This is a genomic window from Geomicrobium halophilum (genome assembly GCF_014207655.1).
Taxonomy (GTDB): domain Bacteria; phylum Bacillota; class Bacilli; order Bacillales; family Marinococcaceae; genus Geomicrobium; species Geomicrobium halophilum.
The window spans coordinates 1-21,636 of the sequence record NZ_JACHHJ010000003.1 but is presented as its reverse complement, the minus strand read 5'-3'; the positions used below and the strand labels follow the sequence as shown (position 1 = coordinate 21,636).

Genomic DNA, 21,636 nt, shown 5'->3' with positions numbered 1-21,636 from the left:
CTACAGGGGGTTTAACAGTGACTAAAGATAAAGAAGTCGAGTTAATACGTATTCTTGAGCACAATGGACGTATTGAAAGTGACGTGCTTGCGAAAATGTTGGACGAAAGCGAGGAGGATGTAAAAAAAACGATCCAGAAGCTTGAAGATGATCATGTGATTTTAAGTTATGCGGCTGTCGTTGATTGGAGCAAGATTCAATCAGAAGAAAGCATCGCTGCCATGATCGACGTAAAAGTAACTCCGCAGCGTGATGTTGGTTTCGATGAAGTGGCGGCACGTATCCAGCGTTTCCCTGAAGTGAGCGCTCTATACTTGATGTCGGGGACGTATGACCTCTCTGTCGTCGTTGAAGGCCAGACGATGGCTGGTGTTGCAAGCTTCGTATCCAACAAACTGTCGACACTGGAGACTGTATTATCTACAACGACCCATTTTCGCATGAAAAAATACAAACATGACGGTGTGGTTTTTAATCAAGACGAAAAGGATCGCCGCATGGTGGTGTCGCCATGAGTCAGAGTCCGCTGCAAGTGAGTCGTAAAAAACGGCTTTCTCGAACCGCTTCAAGTATAGAGCCCTCCGGCATCCGCCGTTTCTTTGACCTTGCATCGACGATGGATGATTGTATTTCCCTCGGAGTTGGTGAACCTGATTTCGTTACACCCTGGAATGTCCGGGAAGCTTGCATGACCTCTTTAGAGCAAGGCTATACGTCATACACAGCAAATGCTGGTATGATTGAATTACGGTCGGCCATCGCCCGTTATATGCTTGACCGTTTCCAAGTCACCTATGATCCGGATCAAGAAGTGCTTGTGACGGTTGGGGCCAGCGAAGCCATTGACCTTGCCGTTCGGGCGACGATTGATCCGGGCGATGAAGTGCTGATCGCAACACCGTCGTTTGTTTCTTATCAACCGCTCGTTACCCTCGCAGGCGCAGAGCCTATCCCGGTAGTGACGGATGCTGATACTAAATTTAAAATCACGAAGGAGCGTTTGGAAGCAGCGATTACAGATCGCAGTCGTGCCATTATGCTTTCGTTCCCGAATAATCCTACAGGCGCCGTGATGAATCAAGAAGAGTTACAGGCAGTGGCAGACGTGGCAGAGGCCTACGACTTGCTCGTATTTTCAGATGAAATCTATGCTGAACTTAACTATGATGCTACCCATACAGCGTTCTCAGCGCTCGAGAAGATGCACGATCGTACCGTACTCATTTCCGGCTTTTCAAAAGCATTTGCGATGACTGGTTGGCGGCTTGGTTTCGTATGTGCTCCTGCCGATATTACGCAAGCAATGTTGAAAATACACCAATATTCACTGATGTGCGCTCCCACACAGGCACAGCATGGTGCACTTGAGGCTTTACAAAATGGGCAGGATACGGTGACGAAAATGGTGAGCAGTTATCGCGCTCGTCGTAATTATACTGTTCATGCTTTAAATGAGGCAGGCCTAACGTGTCATTTGCCAGGTGGGTCATTTTACGCGTTTCCATCCGTAGAAGCAACGGGGATGGACGATGAAACGTTTGCAGAGAAATTGCTGATCGAGGAAAAGGTTGCTGTTGTGCCTGGCTCGGTATTTGGTGAAGGCGGCGTCGGTCATGTCCGCTGTTCCTACGCCACTTCAATGGATGCACTGCAAACCGCGATGGGGCGTTTGGATACCTTCGTCAACAGGCATAAAAAATAAAGGTCTGTAGGAAGTGCCGGGGAAGCATTTTCAATAGATCTGCTCGTCGCTGAGCCATGAAGATCATATCATTTCATAATAAAAACTCCGTTGTCATGACACACCATCACAACGGAGTTTTTTATACTTATCATTATCCAGCTAACATGGAAATGAAGACAACGACAATCGCAATCGGCACGATATAGCGGATCGTAAATAACCACATTGAAAAGAATGAGTTCCCTCTGTTACTTCCCCGTAACAGCTCTTCTTGTAAGTCTGTTTTGCTCATCTTCCATGGCACGAACAGGGAAATTAACAATGCCCCGATCGGAAGTAAGATGTTGCTGACGAGAAAATCAAGTTGATTAAAGAAGATGTCGCCAAAGATATGCCAATCGGAAAGAAGGCCGAATGATAAGTTTGACGGGATCCCTAAAACGAAGATCAGTAACCCAACGGTCCATGTCATCTTCACACGTTTTTGCTCTTCTTTGCCGCGAATAAGCGGTGCGACTACGATTTCCACGAGTGAAAAAGCGGACGTGAGTGTTGCAAATAACATCAGAATCATAAAGAGCGTAAAGAATATCGAGCCAAATGTGATCTCTCCAAAAACTGCTGGTAAAATCGTAAAAATCAGCATAGGTCCTTCATCCGGTTCTAAATCAAACGCGAATACGCTAGGAAAGATCACAAGCCCAGCCATAAAGGCGATCAAGATGGTGAGATACACAACCGACCACGCAGAACGCGGCAGGTTTTCACTTTTCCCTAAATAGGAACTGTATGTGACCATAACAGAAACACCAAGACTAAGAGAAAAGAAAGCTTGGCCAAGGGCGGTTAAAAGTGTTTGTCCGCTAACAGCTGATAAATCCGGCTGTAAGAAGAAAACGACCCCTTCCCAAGCACCATCAAGGGTGAGAGAGCGTACGACAAGGACAGCGAAAAGTATAAACAGCGCCGGCATCATATATACCGTTGCTTTCTCGATACCTTTGCGGATGCCTCTCTGAACCACGAGGATCGTCATCACCATAAATGCGAGATGTGCTATCCCCACTTCCCAGGGATTCGCGGTAATCGTTTCGAACAACGCGGAATAGTCTCCACCTGGAGGGGAAGTAACCTGTCCGCTGAAACTTCGGACCAGATAAGCGATGATCCAACCGCCGACTACGCTGTAAAAGGATAAAAGCAGAAAGGCTGTAACCATCCCTAAAATCCCGATCCAATGCCAGTTTCCATTAGAAGCAACATTTTTGTAAGCACGAATCGCCCCCTCCTGCGTACGCCTCCCAAGCACAAATTCAGCGAGCAGCAAGGTAGACCCTAAGGTTAATAAAAGGATAAGGAAAATGAGAAAAAATGCACCGCCTCCTTCTGTGCCAGCCACATAAGGGAGACGCCAGACAGTCCCTAAGCCGATTGCCGACCCTGCGGCAGCAAGGATGAAACCAATACGTGACGTCCACTGATCTGATGCCATAGGTTGATGAAAGCCCCTTTCTAGCGATTGTTCAAAAAGTCCTAAAAAATAGGCGTCGTATCTCTTCGTCGTCTGCTTCCCTGCTCCTCACGTATGTTTTCCTCCGTGCAAGGGATCGCTTACGTAGGAACGAGATTGCGCTCCGCTCCTCTGAAAAGTGAATGCTTTCGTGGTGTAAGCAGGATGCTCGAAGCTACGTCTCCTTGACCTCCCGGATCTTTTTGTTGCCTTTTTGAACAAGCTCTTCTACTGTATAAATATATCCTTACATTATTTATTAAAGGGAATATTGTCAAGGTTATTCCTTTGATAATGGGAAATATGCTTCGATTCATCTTGAACTTTCCTTTGCCTAGAGGGTGAACATATGGTATGATTTAGGCGTTAATAAATGATTAGGGGATGTTTGAATGTCTGTAGCACAATACGAAGTTGGCAGCACTGTTGAAGGGAAGGTAACGGGTGTAAAGCCATTCGGGGCTTTCATTGCACTTGATGATAAAACCCAAGGACTTGTACACATTTCTGAGGTCGCTCATGGTTATGTGAAAGATATTCACGAAGTGCTTTCTGTTGGCGATGAAGTCAAGGTTAAAGTAAAATCCATTGACAGCGATTCGGGTAAAATTTCTTTGTCCATTCGTGCGACTCAATCAGCACCAGAAGGTGGAAGTGGAGATAAGCGAAGTTCTCGCAACAGCAGCGGCGGTGGACGTGGACAGAAGAGCCAAGGCGGGAATAAAAACCAAGGATTCAACACACTTGAAGATAAACTTAAAGATTGGTTAAAAGAATCCAATGAGATTCATGCTGATCTTAATAAGCGCGCCCGTAAATAATCAAGACTGCCAATTGATATAAATGAAACCCGGACAGCTAGGTAAGGGCGAGTCCGGGTTTTTTCTACATAGCGGGGAAACTTCCTCGAAAAGAACCACACTATTTCGTGTGCGAAGAATGACTAACGTCGTGACAAGCCCCCGTTCCACTACTTATCGGAAAAAAAGAAACGCAGACCCACAGCGGAATTTATTTTTGTGGTTCTAGGCTTTATTGCGGCTCTTCGTCAGCGGTGAAAAGTAGAGAGATACAATAGAGGCCGGAAAGGCCGATGATGGCGTAGATCACTCGCGAAAAGGCTACTGTCTGCCCTCCGAATATCGCCGCCACAACATCGAAGTTAAAGAATCCGATCATTCCCCAGTTAATGGCACCAATGATTGCAAAAATTAGAGCTGTACGTTGCAGTCCGCTCATTTTTTCACCTCCTTATGTACGCAGGCACCGATCCTTTGGTATATATAGGGTGAGAAAATAGGCTATTGGATATGCGTAGAGGAGGATATATAAATGAATACACCTGTATCGTTTAATACGAATTATGCACGTTTGTTTGTTGCTGACCATGAATGGTCTCAGCTACAGTCAGCGGTTTCTCGGGCACACCAACAATTACATGAAGGAAACGGGGCTGGGGCGGATTTTCTGGGCTGGGTGAACTTACCTTCAGATTATGATCGGGAAGAACTCAGCCGTTTAGAAAAAACCGCAGCACGTATTCGTGAAGATGCGGATGTTCTTCTTGTCATTGGTATCGGTGGTTCATCATTAGGATCGAAAGCAGCTATATCGGCGTTAACCCATTCCTTTCGCTCTTATTTAAACGAAGATGATAAAAATGGCCCTGAGGTCTTCTTTCTTGGCGAGCACCTTGGATCGGATTATACATCTGAGCTTTTTGAGGCTCTAAAAGGGAAGAGTGTCTATGCCAATGTAATTTCCAAATCAGGCACAACAACAGAGCCTGCAGTCGCATTTCGGATGGTTAAAGCATGGATGGAAGATGCTTATGGCCGGGAGGAAGCAGCTCATCGAATCATTGCTACGACGGATCGGGAAAAAGGGGCATTAAAATCACTGGCCAACGCAGAAGGTTATGAGACGTTTGTCGTTCCTGATAATGTAGGGGGACGTTATTCTGTACTTACACCTGTTGGATTATTACCCATTGCCGCAGCAGGCATTTCAATTTCGGACATGCTGGCGGGTGCAGATGACGCACGCAAAGCCTACACCAATGACCATTTAGATGATAATGAGGCTTATCAGTATGCGGCATTTCGCTATTTAATGTATCAAAAGGGAAAACAAATTGAATTATTATCCAGCTATGAACCAAAGCTTGCGAACTTTAGTGAATGGTGGAAGCAATTATTCGGGGAAAGTGAAGGCAAGGATGGAAAAGGGCTCTTTCCTGCCTCGGTCAAATTCACAACAGATCTTCATTCCATGGGTCAATATGTCCAGGAAGGTCGGCGTCACTTGTTTGAGACGGTCCTGCACGTCGGTAAGAGTACGAAAAACGTGCAGATTCCGAAGATGGAAGGTGATGAGGATGGGCTAAACTATCTGTCAGGAGAGAGTCTACATGCGGTCAACGAAAAAGCCTATCTTGGGACACTCCTTGCCCATACCGATGGAGATGTTCCGAACGTTGTCGTGGGGATTGAGAAGCTGGACGCTTATTCGTTCGGTGCACTTGTATATTTTTTCGAAAAAGCGTGTGCGATTAGTGGATACCTGCTTGGGGTAAATCCCTTTGATCAGCCGGGCGTGGAAAGTTATAAGCAAAATATGTTTGCTCTACTTGGGAAACCGGGTCATGAGTCGCGCCGAGAGGCATTGGAAAAGCGCCTCGATTGAATAACATGGGCCCACTGGTTAAAACTGCTATCTCTGAGTTGCATGATTTATAAAAATCGAGGGATGGTAACGGAAAAGGGGGCCAGGGTGCGATGTTAGAACTACAATCACAATTGACCGGTTTAGAAATGTCTGTGCAGGATTTAGAAAGAAAATTGGAGCCTCTTGGTTATGATATGGGAGGTGGATGGGAATATGACCATGGCTATATGGATTACAAAATCGCTGATGATAATGGTTATCAATTTTTACGTATTCCTTTTTCAGCTACGGTTGGAGAGATCGGGAATGGAAATGCTACGGTCGTTTTGGGGACGCCATTTTTATTATCTCATCGTTACGAAACGGGTATTGACCAAGGGGTTACGGCTTATAGTGCATTGTGGAATCAATTTTCTTCTCCGGAAGAAAAGGATGGTTATGTTGAACAGCAGTATATTCGGGAAGGTGTCATGCTCATTCGTGAATTGGAGCAAACACTACTAACCTAATGAAGACCGTGGGGTACACGGTCTTCATTCATGAAATGGGAGAGAGATATGCAGGCAATATGGTTTGGTTTTGCTATTTTTGTTGGATGGCTGATCATTGATTGGTCAAAAGAAAAGAAGTTTCGTTTAACACATATTGTAGAGTCACTGATTGCAGCCGTGATTGGGGCTGCCGGCTGGGCAGTGATTGATTGGTTATTTTAAGTTCAAGGAGTGTTTATATTTTTTCAGCATTCTCAAAGAATTCCTCAAGGGTTATTTCGTAATCATTGATCACTGCAGCTATTTCTTCACCAACATAACGGAGGTGCCAGGGTTCATACGAAATCCCTGTGATTTCCTCCGAATCTTCGGGGTAACGGATAATAAAACCATGTTCATGGGCATGATCCTCCACCCATTGCCCTTCCTCTGTATCAGCAAAGGCGGTATTTAGTTCAAAATTGTTGCTTTCGCTGGAAATATCCATGGCCAACCCTGTTTGATGTTCACTATTCCCGGGGGTGGCAATCGTTTCATTCGCTGTATCTTCGCCGCGCTCGGCAGCAGCATTACTAAAGATGGTATCCTGTCGTTCATACGAGCGGTATCCGGAAACGGCGAAAAGATCATACCCATCTTCTGAAGCAGCCGCGAATAACTCTTCTAATGCATCAGCAGCAGGCTCTCTTAAGTAACGTTTTTCCACATCTTCGTCAAAGGAGAAAGCAACGTCAGGAACAACAAGATCATCAGGCTCATATCCATCAGGCAGGGCATAATCATCATTGACGAGCACCTGGATATTGTTGGGGTTCTGAATCATTTCTACCCCTCCTACCGTTTCGATATCATTAAAATTCTCCGCTTCCAAAGCCCAAGAATCGGAATCATTTGTGGATGCCTCTTCTTCCTTTGCTTGCCTTTCTTCTTCCTCGATTGGCTCCTGAGAAACGGTTTCTTGTCGATCATTTTCAGTCGATTGACAACTGCTTAAGAGAATAAATGGATAACTGATAAAAAGAATCGTTCTTATATATCGCAAAGCATTTCCCTGCCTTTACTCTTAGAAGTCTCCTCGAATGACCCGGCTCTGTTTGCTCTCCTTTTAGTTACGATTTTTCCCAGTGAAACATAAGCACAGGGTAATGAGTACGAATGCTACAAGTGCTAAAAAAGGGATGGTGATAAAGCCCAGGAAATTAATGTATTCCGCGCTGCATGGCACGCCGGATGCACAAGCTGTAGCACCTCCGAAACCGGGGATTTTCTGTTCAGCATAATGTAGCGCGGCAATGAGGGCACCGATAATTGAAAATGGAAGAGCATAAATGCGAATGCTGAAATCAGATCGGAAGGTCGCGATCCCTAGAATCAGAACAAGCGGGTACATAGCCATTCGCTGATACCAGCACATTTCACAGGGAATAAACTCTTCAATTTCACTGAAATACAAACTGCCCACTGTGGCTATTAATGAGAGGAGCCAGGCAGTATAGAGAAAAAGGCTCTGCCGTTTCATGACTCGGCAGCCGCCAATTCCTCATCAATCACTTCCTGAATCTCGTCGTAGTCAAAAGGGTCGTCAATAAGTTGATCATTAACCATGATTGTAGGAGTGGCCTGAACATTGAATTCCTCAATGACAGAATGATCATGTTCAAGTTGTGAAAGTGCTTCTTCGTTAACAATCGCCGTTTCAAGTTCATCTTGATCGACAGCTGGTGCATGCTCTTCTGCTACGTCTAATAAGAGGTCAACGGTAACTTGTGACTCATGCTGCCCTGTTTGTTGAAAAAGGGCATGGTGGAAATTCCAGTATTGATCGGGCGCCTCTTCATAAACGGTCTGTGCGGCTAGTGATGCTTGCAAGGATTCTTCGCCAAAACCTATATAATTATAAAAAGAAAGGGAGGCCTCTCCATTGTCCACATAGTCATTGTAAAGCTGTGGTACGATTTCATGGTCCCAACTTAAACACGCTGGACATTTATAATCGCCGAATTCAACAATCGAAACAGGTGCGGCTTCGTCTCCTGCAGTTGGAACGTCCTCGATAGGAGGAGCATCTTCAAGCGTGGTTGTACTTCCCCCGCTGTTCACAACGAATAAGAGCGCCCCCATGACAATGACAAGTGCAAGTGTAATGAGAACAAGCACTTTCATTGGTGCTTTATTGGTAGTTTTTCTTTGTTTTTGTGCCAATTGCTTTTCACCTCTACACTTTGTTTGTTACTATCATAACACTACCACACTTTTAATGTGGAGTTCGATTATGACAATTTATATAGAAAAAGATAAGCATTAATCAGAACACGTCTTATAGGGTATCTACCTATATCCAGTTTATTTTTTGATTTTTCCCCCTATTCTTGCGAGAAAGTGTGTATTTGTAACTTCATACGAGCACTTCTCTTGTTAATTAAAATCATTATGATATAATAATAATTGTAAAATGTCTTCAAACATTACAGGGGGTGCATGATTCATGAGTGAGAATCAAAACAACGGGAAGAGAAAACTGACCACTGCTTTTGGCAATCCGGTACCTGATAATCAAAATGCACAGACCGCAGGCCCAAGAGGACCGATGCTTATGCAAGACTTTTGGTTTCTTGAGAAAATGGCCAACTTTGATCGAGAGGTTATTCCTGAGCGGCGGATGCATGCGAAAGGCTCTGCTGCATATGGTACGTTTACCGTAACGCATGACATTACACAATACACAAAAGCTAGTATTTTTTCAGAGATTGGTAAACAAACGGATATGTTCCTTCGATTCTCTACCGTTGCTGGTGAGCGCGGCGCCGCAGATGCTGAGCGGGATATTCGTGGATTTGCGATGAAATTTTATACTGATGAAGGCAACTGGGATCTTGTTGGAAACAACACGCCTGTATTCTTCTTTAGAGATCCAATGAAATTTCCGGATCTCAACCATGCTGTAAAGCGTGACCCGCGTACGAATATGCGTAGTGCACATAATAAATGGGATTTCTGGAGCTCCTTGCCTGAAGCCCTGCATCAGGTAACTATTGTTATGAGTGAGCGCGGAATTCCTAAGACGTACCGTCACATGCATGGATTTGGAAGCCATACTTATAGCATGATTAATGATAAGAATGAGCGTGTATGGGTTAAATTCCATTTCAAGAGTCAACAAGGCATTGAAAACCTTACTGACCAGGAAGCGGAAGACGTTGCTGGTGAAGACCGCGAAAGTCATCAAAAAGATTTACTTGAAAGTATCGACAATGGTGACTATCCGAAATGGAAAATGTACATTCAGGTTATGACGGAAGAAGAAGCGAAAAATATGCGTTACAATCCGTTTGACCTTACGAAAGTATGGTATAAAGGCGACTTCCCACTGATTCCAGTTGGAGAATTTGTGCTCAATCGTAATCCTGAAAACTATTTTGCAGAGGTGGAACAAGCGGCATTTGCTCCTACCAATATTGTGCCAGGTATTAGTTTTTCTCCTGACAAAATGCTTCAGGGAAGATTATTCTCTTATGGGGATGCCCAACGATACCGCCTAGGTGTTAACCATCATCAAATTCCAGTAAATGCGTCTAAATGTCCTGTTCACAGCTTTCATCGCGATGGAGCCATGAGAGTTGACGGGAACTATGGATCTAAACTTCACTATGAGCCGAATAGCTATGGTGAGTGGCAAGAACAGCCAGAACACAAGGAACCAGAGTTGGAGATTAACGGCGATGCCTACGCTCATAATTTTAGAGAAGATGATGATCTATACTATGAACAGCCAGGCCGTCTATTCAATTTAATGAACGACGAGCAAAAAGAGCGCCTGTTTGCGAATACAGCTCGTGACATTGGGCCAGCACCGGAACACATCCAACTTAGGCACATTAATAACTGCTATAGAGCTGATCCAGCCTATGGTGAAGGGGTAGCGAAAGCCCTAGATATTCCTGTGAGTAAAATTGATACGAGTGTAGTTAAATAAAGTGTCCACAGAAAGAGGCAGCAATAAGGCTGCCTCTTTGTCTATTTTCTAGAGGATTTGTAAAAAATATTTATTTATTGAATATTTCTAACCTTGTATTATACAATTGACATACCGACCGGTTAGCACCCAAAAAGGAGTTGGAAGTAAAGATGGAATTTGCTTATTCCGAAAAGGTTCAACAATTGCAGGCGCAGCTTCATCGATTTATGGAAGAGCATATCTACCCCAATGAAAAGCTTTACGAAGAACAATTGAACGAACAAGGGTCCCGTTGGAGCGGAGTTCCTCCGATTATGGAAGAGTTGAAAGCGAAAGCGAAGGAAGAAGGACTGTGGAATTTATTTTTACCAGATAGTCATTATGGAGCAGGATTAACGAATGTTGAGTACGCACCGCTTTGTGAGATTATGGGACGCTCGTTGATTGCCCCCGAAGTGTTTAATTGCAGTGCACCGGATACCGGCAATATGGAAGTGCTCGTTCGGTACGGGACAGAAGAGCAGAAGGAACAATGGTTAAAACCGCTGCTTGAAGGTGAAATCCGTTCATGTTTTTCGATGACAGAACCAGATGTAGCCTCTTCAGACGCGACGAACATACAAGCCAGAATTGAGCGTGATGGTGATGAATACTTGATTAATGGCCATAAATGGTGGTCTTCTGGCGCAGGGGATCCGCGTTGTGAAGTCGCTATTGTCATGGGGAAGACAGACCCTGATGCTCATCGTCATGAACAACAAGCGATGATTCTTGTCCCACTGAATACACCAGGAGTGAAGATTGAACGGATGCTTCCTGTGTTTGGATACGATCATGCTCCCCATGGTCATGCGGAAATTACGTTCGAAAATGTACGAGTGCCAAAAGAGAACATGCTTCTGGGTGAAGGGAAAGGGTTTACAATCGCACAAGGTCGTTTAGGTCCAGGACGTATTCACCATTGCATGCGCTTGATTGGTGCCGCAGAACGTGCGCTTGAAGAAATGTGTAAGCGCGTACAAACCCGTGAAACCTTTGGAAAACTGGTCGCTCGACAAGGGGTTGTTGGTGAGTGGATTGCTGATTCACGGATCGATATTGATCAGGCACGTCTGCTTACCATGAAGGCAGCTTATATGATGGATACCGTCGGGAATAAGGAAGCCAAATCGGAAATTGCCATGATCAAGGTGGTGGCTCCATCTATGGCGCTTCGGGTGATCGATCGGGCTATCCAAGCGTTTGGCGGGGCAGGTGTTGCCAATGATTTTCCATTGGCTGCCCAATGGGCCAATGCACGAACCTTGCGGCTAGCTGATGGGCCAGATGAGGTGCATCGGGCACAAATCGCAAAATTGGAGTTGAGAAAGCACCAAGAATCAGAGAATTCTGTTATGAAATAAGGAGGCATCAACATGGGTGTATTGGATCTATTTGATATTAAAGGAAAGACAGCGATTGTCACAGGCGGCGGGAGAGGACTTGGCGCACAAATTGCGGAAACCTATGCTGAAGTTGGAGCAAATATTGTACTTTGTTCACGTAAAATCGAAGGCTGTGAAGAAGTTACAAAACAACTAGAAGAAAAATACGGCGTGGAGACACTGGCATTGAAATGTAACATTACCGACCCCGGAGACGTTAATAACGTTATCGAAAACACCCGGGAGACGTTTGGTTCGATCGATATTCTCGTCAATAACAGTGGGGCGACGTGGGGGGCACCTGCGGCCGAAATTCCACTGGAAGCTTGGGAAAAAGTGATTAACGTCAACATTACCGGTACCTTTCTCATGAGTCAGGCCGTTGGGAAAGTCATGATTGAACAGGGTGGAGGTCGGATCGTTAATATTGCCTCCGTTGCAGCTCTCAAAAGCTCGATGCCGGAAGTGATGGACACGATTCCTTATAATACCAGTAAAGGGGCTGTGGTCAGCTTCACTAAAGATCTGGCTGTGAAATGGGGACGCTATAATATTAACGTCAACGCCATTGCTCCTGGCTTTTTTCCAACCAAAATGTCGAAAGTTGTGATGGAAGAAGGCGGTGATGCGATTCTTTCCCAAACACCGCTCGGCCGTTTTGGCGGGGATGAAGACTTGAAGGGAGCAGCACTTTTCCTCGCATCAAAAGCGTCTAATTATGTAACTGGTGATGTCGTTGTCGTTGATGGAGGATCACATTTATTATAGTGCGTGTTCAAGACGGTTATTTTTTCCGGACTTTTTAAACATGTTCTTATAGGAGGGGTTCAGATGTCGGCTGAAAAAACGTGGCTTCAGCATTACCCAGATTTTCTTTCTGAAAATGTAGACATCCCAGATCATACCCTTAATGAAATGTTAGAACAAAGTGTTGAGACATATCCAAAAAATGACGCGATTTCCTTTTACGGAGCGAAAATCACGTATCAAGAACTGTTAGCAAGAGTGAATCGTTTTGCCTCAAGCCTGCAATCTTCAGGGGTGAAAAAGGGGGATCGGGTGGCGATTATGCTCCCCAATTGTCCCCATTATGTGATCGCCTACTATGGAATTCTAAAAGCAGGAGCCATCGTGACGCAAATCAATCCCATGAGTGTGGAAGGAGAAATGAAATACTTTTTAAATAATTCAGGAGCAGAAACGATCATTACTTTGGATCGTTTCTATGAACATGTGAAAAACATCAAAGAGAAAACACCTTTGCGATCCACCGTCGTTGTTCGTTTTGAGAACCAGTATCCTTCCATTCCGGACCCTACATTTGAGACATTTCTTGAGCGAGGGATGGATACCCCTGATCCAGTTTTGATTGAATCTGAAGATGTAGCAGTGCTCCAATACACAGGTGGTACTACTGGACGCTCCAAAGGAGCAATGCTTACCCATCGGAACTTAGTTGCAAATGTCATCCAAACGGAACAATTTTTTCAAAATGAATTCGAATATGGAAAAGATAAGGCGTTAGTGGTTATTCCACTCTTTCATGTGATGGGAATGACATCTTGCATGAATCTCACGCTTCATACAGGCGGGGAAATGGTTATCCTCCCGCGGTTTGATCTCGAAGAAGTGATGACAACAATTAAGGACGAACGGCCGACGACATTTCCTGCTGTGCCGACGATTTATGTAGCGCTTAACAGTCATCCGCGGGCATCAGAGTATGACCTTAGCAGCATCAATATCTGTAATAGCGGTAGTGCTCCTATGCCGGTGGAATTGATGCGTTCGTTTGAAAATAAAACGGGTTCGAAGATTTTAGAAGGATATGGCCTATCTGAATCCTCTCCAACGACCCATTGCAACCCGCCATTTGCAGGGATAAAACCTGGAAGCGTTGGGATTGGCCTGCCGGGCACGGACTATAAAATCGTCGACCTGGGTACAGGGATTACAGAAATGCCTGCCGGGGAAGTTGGAGAAGTGATTATTCGCGGGCCACAAGTGATGAAAGGGTATTGGGAGATGCCTGAGGAAACGGCACACACACTACGTGATGGCTGGCTCTATACGGGTGATATCGGTCGAATGGATGAGGACGGTTACCTCTATATTGTGGACCGCAAGAAAGATATGATCATCGCCAGCGGGCAAAATGTTTATCCTCGTGATGTTGAAGAAGTATTGTATGAACACCCTTCCATTCAAGAAGCCGTAGCGATTGGTATTCCGGACGCTTACCGTGGGGAAAACGTGAAAGCGATCCTCGTTTTGAAAGAGGGAGAACGCGTTCAAGAAGAAGCAATCATTGAATATTGTCGTGCGCACATGGCGGCTTATAAAGTACCACGTGTGATTGAGTTTCGTAACGAGCTTCCTAAAACGAATGTGGGTAAGATTTTACGTAAAGCATTGCGAGATGAAGTAAATAGCAATGAAAGGTGAAACGGTTACCTCGTGTTATCATGAAAACCTCAACAATCGAAGAATGCGAGGGACAAGTGATGAGACAAACAATTAAAAAAGAAAGCATCCGTTTATTCGGGGAAAATGGTTTCAAAGAAACATCGATCCAGGACATTGTTCAAGCTTTACACGTAACGAAAGGCACCTTCTATTACTATTTTTCTAGTAAGGAAGAGCTTCTAACTGAGATTCACTTTGAGTTCATTGATAATCTCGTAGAGCAAATTGATGAGATCGCGAGTCATACAACGAAAAAAAATCATCAAAAACTCGTGGATGTCGTGCGTTTAATGGTTATAAACATTAAATCAGAACGTTCCAGCGGGAATATCCTTTTTCGAGAAATGCGCCACTTGGGAGAAAATAGCTATACAGAGATTGCCCGTAAACGTTACGAGGTGCGGGAACGAGTAGAAGGCATCATTGAAGAAGGAATCAGGGATGGAGAATTTCGAGCGAATTTAAATTCTTCCATTGTGAGTCTCGGGATTCTTGGTATCGTTAATTGGAGCTATCAATGGTTAAACCCAGAGGGGAAGTTCAGCCCTGAGGAAGTGGCCAATATTTTCGTTGATATGATTTTACATGGGGTTCTTTTACAGGAGGAGGACAATCGATGAAGACCACCGATATAGAAAAAGTATCCGTCATGGCATCGATGTTGGTTATTATGTGAGTGAACAACGTTACAAGGAAACCGGAGATCCTGCAGACAAACCGTCTCCTGTGATCGAAGAGAAAGTGAAGCAGGGTCATTTAGCCCGAAAAACGGGGAAAGGTTGGTACGAATACACAACGTAAGGGGGGCACTGGTATGCTTGAATATGTAACTGTCGATACCAAAGACCATATCGCTGTCGTAACCATTCATAATCCGCCGCTTAACGTCCTTAGCTCAGCGGTATTCACAGAACTGGATGAAACGTTTCAAAGGCTTGAAAATGACGCGGACACCCTGGCGATTCTCATTACCGGAAAGGGAGAAAAAGCGTTCGTGGCAGGCGCTGATATTAAGGAGTTTCCTAACCTTGCGAATTCTCCGAACATGAAAGATGCAGTGATGCGTACACACAGAGTGATGAACCGGTTGGAGAGTATCCCCAAACCAACGATTGCAGTTTTAAATGGCCTGACCCTAGGAGGTGGTTGTGAACTTGCACTTGCATGTGATCTGCGCATCGCAGAACAACATGCGCAAGTGGGTTTACCTGAAGTTAAGCTTGGCTTGTTTCCAGGCGGGGGAGGGACCCAGCGTTTGCCACGACTGGTGGGGACAGCAAAGGCGAAAGAGTTAATGTATACCGGCGAGTCCATTCGTGCAGAGGAAGCGAAAGGGGTAGGTCTCGTTAATCACGTCGTACCTTCTGGGGAAGGTCTTAAAGAAGCAAGTAAACTTGCAAATAAAATGACAGCGCATTCATTAGCTGCCATTTCCCGAATCAAGCGTGCTGTTGATGAAGGAACAGAGCGATCCCTTGAAGATGGCATTGATCATGAAGCCCATTTATTTGTCGATGTATTCCAAACGGAAGATATGAGAGAAGGCGTGCAAGCCTTTATTGAAAAACGAAAGCCAAATTACGTCCATCGTTAGGAGGTCAGCTATGGAGGTTATACCGGTACGTAAAGGCGAAGAGCTGGACAAACAAAGACTGCATGATTTTTTAAAACAAAATCTTTCTGATCTACCGGAGGGGGAGTTGGAACTCCATCAGTTTTCCAGTGGGCATTCCAACTTAACTTATCAATTGAATATTGACTCCTGGGAAGTTGTTTTGCGTCGACCGCCGCTTGGACCTGTTGCTCCAAAGGCTCATGATATGGGGCGGGAATATCGATTTTTAAAAGAAATTCATCCATTTTTCAACGTAGCACCGAAGCCATTGCTGTTTTCAGAGGATAAAACGATCGTGGGTGCGCCTTTTTGGGTCATGGAGCGTAAGCGCGGCCAGGTCATTGACACCGAATATCCCGAAGGAATCCAGGTGACAGAAGAATTAAATCGAGGCATCTCCGAAACGATGGTTGATCATCTCGTTGACCTGCACGCGATTGATTATACGAAAACCGGCCTGACGGAGATGACCAAGCCGGAAGGTTTTATGGAGAGACAGGTGAACGGTTGGATTTCTCGTTATCAACGGGCGAAAACGGATGACTTTAAAGAAGCAGAGCTGTTAATGAATTGGCTCTCCGAACATTTGCCTCCCCAACGCTACACTTCAGTGATCCATTATGATTATAAGTTAAATAATGCCATGTTTAATCATAACCTCTCGAAAATGACGGGCCTCTTTGATTGGGAAATGGCGACGGTTGGTGATCCGCTCGCGGATCTTGGGGCAGCGATGAGCTATTGGCTTGAAGCTGATGACCCGGAAGAGTTGAAGCGCGGCTTGGGTAGAGAGCCAGTCACGATAAGACCTGGTTTTTTTACTCGTGACGAGTTCATTGAACGTTATAGTCAGAAAAGCGGGCGTGATGTAACTCACATCCATTATTATTTGACGTTTGCCTATTTCAAGCTCGCGGTGATTCTTCAGCAAATCTATTATCGCTATAAAAAAGGGCAGACCGAAGATGAGCGTTTTGCCCGTTTTGGTCAAAGTGTTCAGGCTCTCTTGCAAACGGGCTGGGACACAGCGTTAAAGAGGTGAGGAAGTGTTCCAGCGTTTTGTGACGGGTTAGTATCGATGTTTACGAGTCTCTGTAAATCTCTGGTGAACAAGTTGGACAATAATGGGGTGAAACGATGCCAAAGACAGATATTTATGAAAATGGTGGGCGCTTTTTAACCAAGCCATTACAATAAGAACATTTATTTACACATGAAGCGTTCACTGACGAACACAAGATGACCGGAAGCACGGCTGAGCCATTTGTTGAAAAGGAAGTATTTATAATATAAACCTTTGAACCTTCCGTATAAAAAAACTGCCATCTTCCTCACGGAACGTTATCTTGAAGGAGCTCTTGCATGAACGTACAGATGGGAGCGAGTAGGAAAATATGGATGCACTATTTTCGGCCGCATGTCAGAAATATCGCTCGAAATCATCAGCATTTCAACGAAATCGTGAAATCGCAGAAGCACAATATCAAGTTGGATCATTCGTTTTCGTTAAGGAGAGGAGCTTTCCAGATGAGGTTTAAAGATCAAATCGCTTTAATTACAGGCGCAGGAAGCGGTATTGGCAAAGAGACAGCTGCCCGCCTCACTGCCGAAGGGGCAAAGGTAATTTTAGTGGGGCGCACCGAAGAAAAACTTCAACGCGTAGCTGCTGAAGTTCCTGGGTCGGTTATTTATCCAGCTGATGTCACCGTAAAAGAAGACACCGAAAAACTCGCGGCTTTTGTCGAGAGGGAATTTGAAACATTGGATATATTGATTAATGGTGCCGGGGGCTCGAGACACTCTTCTGTTATGGATACTACGGAAGAAGATTGGGACGCCATGCAGGATGTTAATCTAAAAAGCGTATTTCTTGCTTCAAAGGCACTTGGGGCTGTGATGGTCCAGCAGGTTGAAAAGGAATTCGAGAAAAAACCGAGAGCGATTGTCAACGTGACCTCCCTTTCCGGCCATCAAGCGGGTGCTCATATCCCCCATTATAGCTCAGCAAAGGCAGGGGCCATTAATTTTACGAAAGCACTAGCCTTAGAACTTGCCCCTTACGGTATTCGAGTCAATTCGGTATCTCCAGGTTTCGTTGAGACCCCTCTTACTGAGGGCGCTTTAACCAATGAAAAATTTTCAAAAGCGATTGAGCGAAACACAGCACTGAAACGAGTGGGTCAGGCTGAAGAGATTGCAAACGTGGTTGCCTTTGTCGCTTCCTCTGAAGCTTCTTATATGGTCGGTTCTGATGTCCTTGTGGATGGTGGTTGGCTTATTAAATAAAGGAAAGGGTGAGAAGAGTATGAGTGTAGAAGATTTACAAACGAATCTGGAGCAATCAGTACTTACGCTGACACTCCACCGGCCCGATCAATTGAATGCCTTTAGCGGCGAAATGATCGAAGAATTGACAAAATCAGTAAAAGAAGCGGAGACAAATGAAGACGTTCGTGTCATTGTAATCACAGGTGCTGGACGTTCGTTCAGTGCTGGTGGGGATGTAAAGACAATGGGAGAAAGCGAGCCACAAGACATTTACGCCCATATTGGTCGATTGAACGATTGTATTTCTGCAATCAAGAACTCACCCAAGCCCGTAATTGCAGCCGTTCATGGTTTTGCCGCAGGTGCAGGATTCAACTTGGCACTTGCTTGTGATCTCATTGTAGCTGCAGAAGATAGTAAATTTGCGCTCAGCTTTTCAAAAGTGGGCTTAATTTCAGATGGCGGGGGTTCGTATTTCTTACCGAGATTAATCGGCCCCCATCTTGCCAAACAATTTTTCTTTAGCGGTCAATCGATCCCTGCGAAACGATTGTATGAGCTCGGTGTCGTTAATGAACTATATCCAGCGAACGAACTGCAAGATAAAACGATGGCAATGGCTGTAGATCTCGCTAATGGCCCGAGTGTTGCCTACGGTATGATGAAAAAGCTCGTTGATCATGCCATGACGGCTTCATTAGATGAAATCTTGGAGCAAGAGCGAATCACACAGACGATGATGGTGACGACTGAAGATCATAAAGAAGGTGTGGCTGCATTTAAGGAAAAAAGAGCCCCGCAATTTAAAGGAAAATAAGGAGGATCATATGAAGGCCATTCAATTTTCAGAGTACGGTGGGCCGGAAGTCCTGCAGAACGTCGAGATGGAACAGCCGAAGCCAGAGGGAAGAGAAGTGCTAATCGAAGTGTATCGCAGTGGAGTGAACTATGCGGATACTGCGAGACGAAAAGGCCGTTATGTGGTTCCAACGCCGCTACCCTTTATCCCGGGGGCAGAAGTTGCAGGTGTTGTTACTGAAGTTGGCGAGAAGGTGACGAAGGTCGAACCTGGCACTCGTGTGGTTACATTGACCCACTCGGGTGGATACGCCGAGTATGTCAAGGCTGATGAGCGGGGGTTAATTCCGATTGGGGAGAGCTTGGACTTTTCGACCGCGGTTGCCCTGCCTTTGCAAGGACTTAGCGCTTATCACGTGCTTACAACGATGGGACGTTTAGAAGAAGGAGAGACCGTGCTTGTCCATGCTGCCGCTGGTGGTGTCGGGAGTATTGCCGTTCAACTTGCGAAGCTTCAGGGCGCAGGTAATGTGATTGCAACGGCCAGTACGGAAGAGAAATTAGCATATGCCAGGGAGCTCGGTGCGGATGTTGGCATCAATTACACGAAGGAAGGATGGGAAAAAGAGGTAGAAGAAGCGACAAACGGCCAAGGAGTTGACGTCGCTATGGAGATGGTTGGAGGAGATGTCTTTAAGAAAACGCTCCAGCTTCTCGGCAGATTCGGACGATTAGTGATTTTTGGTTCGGCTAGCGGGGAAGAAAGCAGGCTTAACGCCGGGCGGCTCATGGAAAAAAATCAATCTGTCATCGGCTTCTTTTTACCACAGATTATGAGAAAACCGGAACTTATGCAATCGAGTTTAGAGGCGTTGTTTACGCATTTACGAGCCGGGGAGTTAAAGTTGCAGATTGGCGAGACATTTCCACTTGAGGAGGCAGCCCATGTTCACGAATTAATGGAAGGTCGAAAAACAAAAGGAAAAATCATTCTGGATGTGAAATCTTAATTTTGAAACGGGGCGTTTTTTGTGAACAACACAAGCATTATGACGCGTGGCCAAGTCTTGTGACGAAATCATTACATGTGCCGAAGACGGAGTAAAAATGGAGTAAGCTTCCCCGGCGGCTAAGCCTATACGATATATGGGCTTAGTCTTTTTTATTCCCAATTTGACGATCTTGATCAAAAGTTGTAGGTTAAAGGAGGTACTATCGTAAGTAGAAAAGGGGCGGGAAGATTGAGTGATCAAAAAGAACAGAGACCGATGGGTAATTCCCATACGTTGCAAACACACCTCGTAAGTCCATCCGATACGAATCACTTAAAGACCATTTTTGGCGGCAATATTCTCGCATATATTGATGAAGCAGCTGCGATCACTGCCATGCGCCATTCGGGAGAGATTGTCGTAACGGCTTCTGTTGATAGCGTTGATTTTTACGCATCTGTAAAGTCTGGACAAATCGTAAATGTAGAATCTTGGGTGGCCTCGACGGGGCGTACATCCATGTTGATCTATGTCCATGTAAGTGTTGAAAACCCTGCAACTGGAGAGGCAAAAACGACGACAACTTCTTTTGTTACAATGGTTGCTATTGATGAGGAGGGGGCACCGACGGAAGTCCCCGGCGTATATGCAGAAACGAAGGGTGAGGAGGAAATCCTGGAGATCGGCCGTGGTCGTAAGGATATGAAAGGTTGAATGAGACAGGCATTGCTGGTTATACCTTAACAGAGGAGGGGTGATCAGTCCCAAAGATAAGGGACGCCATTGTTTTTTTGAAAAATTTAGAAATACCAAATTCAGGAGGTGTATTGCATGGAGTTATTGGGGAATATCGCGTGGGGACTCATTGCTATCGTGGTATTGATGGGTTTGGCGTTCTTGCTCTCGGTGGATCGGAAGAATATTAACTTGAAAACGGTTCTAGGGGCATTGGCGATTCAGATTGCGATCGGTTTACTGTTCCTTGGCTGGGGTGTCGGGGAAGAAGTGCTGGCGTTTATGAGTAATTTTGTTACGGGTGTTTTAGGCGCTGCAGAAGCCGGGATTAATTTCTTATTCGGTGAAGATTTAATGGCCATGAATGATGGGACGACATTTGCGATCCATGTGTTACCCGTTATTGTATTCTTTGCGGCGCTCATGGGGATTCTTTTTTATATCGGATTCATGCCTTGGCTGATTAAAATCTTAGGTGGATTTATATCAAAAGTGTTAGGGACAAGCAAGTCAGAGTCCATTGCCGCGACGGCCAATATTTTCGTAGGGATTAGCGAGTCACCGCTGACGGTGAAACCGTATTTGAGCCGCATGACCCTTTCCGAGTTATTTACCGTGATGACGGTGGGCTTGGGGACGGTAGCCGGTTCTGTCCTTGGGGGTCTTGCAGCGATGGGGGTACCGGTGGATTATTTGATTGTGGCCAGTTTCATGGCAGCACCGGCAGGGCTCGTCATGGCCAAGATCGTCGTTCCGGAAACGGAAGTCAGTGAAACGACGGATGATATTAAGATCGAAAAAGATCAAGATACGAGAAATATCGTGGATGCGGCTGCTAAAGGGACGACCGATGGTTTACGTTTAGCCTTAAACGTCGGGGCGATGGTGCTTGCCTTCGTTTCTCTCGTCCAGTTGATTGACGTTGGTTTAGGGGTCATTAGCCCAGATTTGACCGTCGCTGCAATCTTCGGTTTTGTTTTTTCTCCCCTCGCCTTTCTGATTGGCGTTCCTTGGGATCAGGCGATGTTAGT

The 21,636-nt window shown here is 45.3% G+C and carries 23 protein-coding genes and 1 pseudogene; 19 read left to right on the top strand and 5 right to left on the bottom strand.

The window, feature by feature from the left end:
• Positions 1-17 precede the first annotated feature (17 nt).
• Together HNR44_RS10535 and HNR44_RS10530 are read left to right on the top strand one after the other, a co-directional pair.
• Positions 18-515: an Lrp/AsnC family transcriptional regulator gene (locus tag HNR44_RS10535; protein ID WP_343069465.1), complete on the top strand. Its 498-nt coding sequence runs from the start codon at positions 18-20 to the stop codon at positions 513-515.
• Positions 512-1,702, top strand: a complete 1,191-nt coding sequence (locus tag HNR44_RS10530) for an aminotransferase (protein WP_184404225.1) — start codon at positions 512-514, stop codon at positions 1,700-1,702. Before HNR44_RS10535 ends, HNR44_RS10530 begins: the two co-directional genes overlap by 4 nt.
• A gap of 133 nt (positions 1,703-1,835) precedes the next feature.
• Here HNR44_RS10530 and HNR44_RS10525 read toward each other — a convergent pair whose 3' ends face one another.
• Positions 1,836-3,176 (bottom strand): sodium-dependent transporter, encoded by a 1,341-nt coding sequence (locus tag HNR44_RS10525; RefSeq protein ID WP_184404223.1) that lies wholly within the window; start codon positions 3,174-3,176, stop codon positions 1,836-1,838.
• A gap of 410 nt (positions 3,177-3,586) precedes the next feature.
• On the opposite strand from HNR44_RS10525, the gene yugI reads away from it, so the two are divergent.
• Entirely contained in the window at positions 3,587-4,015 is a 429-nt protein-coding gene (yugI, locus tag HNR44_RS10520) for a S1 domain-containing post-transcriptional regulator GSP13 (RefSeq protein WP_184404221.1), read from the top strand.
• A gap of 211 nt (positions 4,016-4,226) precedes the next feature.
• Here the strand turns inward: yugI and HNR44_RS10515 are convergent, their stop codons facing one another.
• Entirely contained in the window at positions 4,227-4,433 is a 207-nt protein-coding gene (locus HNR44_RS10515; RefSeq protein ID WP_184404219.1) for a DUF378 domain-containing protein, read from the bottom strand.
• 93 nt (positions 4,434-4,526) lie between these two features.
• On the opposite strand from HNR44_RS10515, the gene HNR44_RS10510 reads away from it, so the two are divergent.
• The 3 genes from HNR44_RS10510 to HNR44_RS10500 all read left to right on the top strand — a co-directional run bounded on the left by HNR44_RS10510 (position 4,527) and on the right by HNR44_RS10500 (position 6,574).
• Entirely contained in the window at positions 4,527-5,879 is a 1,353-nt protein-coding gene (locus HNR44_RS10510; protein ID WP_184404217.1) for a glucose-6-phosphate isomerase, read from the top strand.
• A 92-nt stretch (positions 5,880-5,971) separates the two neighbouring features.
• Positions 5,972-6,370, top strand: coding sequence for a YugN family protein (locus HNR44_RS10505; RefSeq protein WP_184404215.1), 399 nt, complete (start codon positions 5,972-5,974; stop codon positions 6,368-6,370).
• Positions 6,371-6,418: 48 nt separating this feature from the next.
• A complete protein-coding gene (locus tag HNR44_RS10500; protein WP_184404213.1) occupies positions 6,419-6,574 on the top strand; it encodes a hypothetical protein in 156 nt (51 codons plus the stop codon).
• 13 nt (positions 6,575-6,587) lie between these two features.
• Here HNR44_RS10500 and HNR44_RS10495 read toward each other — a convergent pair whose 3' ends face one another.
• The 3 genes from HNR44_RS10495 to HNR44_RS10485 form a co-directional block, all read right to left on the bottom strand.
• Entirely contained in the window at positions 6,588-7,394 is an 807-nt protein-coding gene (locus HNR44_RS10495) for a M15 family metallopeptidase (RefSeq protein ID WP_281381410.1), read from the bottom strand.
• Between the two features lie 63 nt (positions 7,395-7,457).
• On the bottom strand, positions 7,458-7,871 hold the full coding sequence (locus HNR44_RS10490) for a disulfide oxidoreductase (RefSeq protein WP_184404211.1): 414 nt from the start codon (positions 7,869-7,871) through the stop codon (positions 7,458-7,460).
• Positions 7,868-8,554 (bottom strand): DsbA family protein, encoded by a 687-nt coding sequence (locus HNR44_RS10485; RefSeq protein WP_184404209.1) that lies wholly within the window; start codon positions 8,552-8,554, stop codon positions 7,868-7,870. Before HNR44_RS10485 ends, HNR44_RS10490 begins: the two co-directional genes overlap by 4 nt.
• A gap of 283 nt (positions 8,555-8,837) precedes the next feature.
• Here HNR44_RS10485 and HNR44_RS10480 point away from each other — a divergent pair, with 283 nt between their 5' ends.
• From HNR44_RS10480 to HNR44_RS10420, 13 genes and pseudogenes are all read left to right on the top strand, one after another.
• Positions 8,838-10,325, top strand: coding sequence for a catalase (locus tag HNR44_RS10480; RefSeq protein ID WP_184404207.1), 1,488 nt, complete (start codon positions 8,838-8,840; stop codon positions 10,323-10,325).
• A gap of 152 nt (positions 10,326-10,477) precedes the next feature.
• Positions 10,478-11,710, top strand: a complete 1,233-nt coding sequence (locus HNR44_RS10475; RefSeq protein WP_184404205.1) for an acyl-CoA dehydrogenase — start codon at positions 10,478-10,480, stop codon at positions 11,708-11,710.
• Between the two features lie 12 nt (positions 11,711-11,722).
• Positions 11,723-12,499, top strand: a complete 777-nt coding sequence (locus tag HNR44_RS10470) for an SDR family oxidoreductase (protein WP_184404203.1) — start codon at positions 11,723-11,725, stop codon at positions 12,497-12,499.
• A 63-nt stretch (positions 12,500-12,562) separates the two neighbouring features.
• The gene (locus tag HNR44_RS10465; RefSeq protein WP_184404201.1) at positions 12,563-14,176 is read left to right on the top strand and encodes a long-chain-fatty-acid--CoA ligase; all 1,614 of its coding nucleotides are present in this window, start codon (positions 12,563-12,565) and stop codon (positions 14,174-14,176) included.
• A 59-nt stretch (positions 14,177-14,235) separates the two neighbouring features.
• Entirely contained in the window at positions 14,236-14,817 is a 582-nt protein-coding gene (locus HNR44_RS10460; RefSeq protein WP_184404199.1) for a TetR/AcrR family transcriptional regulator, read from the top strand.
• 31 nt (positions 14,818-14,848) lie between these two features.
• Positions 14,849-14,998 (top strand): annotated as a pseudogene (locus HNR44_RS10455) (3-hydroxyacyl-CoA dehydrogenase family protein); the annotation flags it as partial.
• A 13-nt stretch (positions 14,999-15,011) separates the two neighbouring features.
• Positions 15,012-15,791: an enoyl-CoA hydratase gene (locus HNR44_RS10450; RefSeq protein ID WP_184404197.1), complete on the top strand. Its 780-nt coding sequence runs from the start codon at positions 15,012-15,014 to the stop codon at positions 15,789-15,791.
• Positions 15,792-15,801: 10 nt separating this feature from the next.
• The gene (locus HNR44_RS10445; protein ID WP_184404195.1) at positions 15,802-16,854 is read left to right on the top strand and encodes a phosphotransferase family protein; all 1,053 of its coding nucleotides are present in this window, start codon (positions 15,802-15,804) and stop codon (positions 16,852-16,854) included.
• A 485-nt stretch (positions 16,855-17,339) separates the two neighbouring features.
• Positions 17,340-18,098, top strand: a complete 759-nt coding sequence (locus HNR44_RS10440) for an SDR family NAD(P)-dependent oxidoreductase (protein WP_184404193.1) — start codon at positions 17,340-17,342, stop codon at positions 18,096-18,098.
• Positions 18,099-18,117: 19 nt separating this feature from the next.
• Positions 18,118-18,897: an enoyl-CoA hydratase/isomerase family protein gene (locus HNR44_RS10435; RefSeq protein ID WP_184404191.1), complete on the top strand. Its 780-nt coding sequence runs from the start codon at positions 18,118-18,120 to the stop codon at positions 18,895-18,897.
• 10 nt (positions 18,898-18,907) lie between these two features.
• The gene (locus HNR44_RS10430) at positions 18,908-19,888 is read left to right on the top strand and encodes a quinone oxidoreductase family protein (protein ID WP_184404189.1); all 981 of its coding nucleotides are present in this window, start codon (positions 18,908-18,910) and stop codon (positions 19,886-19,888) included.
• Between the two features lie 231 nt (positions 19,889-20,119).
• On the top strand, positions 20,120-20,584 hold the full coding sequence (locus HNR44_RS10425; protein ID WP_246407331.1) for an acyl-CoA thioesterase: 465 nt from the start codon (positions 20,120-20,122) through the stop codon (positions 20,582-20,584).
• 117 nt (positions 20,585-20,701) lie between these two features.
• On the top strand, positions 20,702-21,636 hold a 935-nt coding region (locus tag HNR44_RS10420; RefSeq protein WP_184404187.1), incomplete at its 3' end, for a NupC/NupG family nucleoside CNT transporter.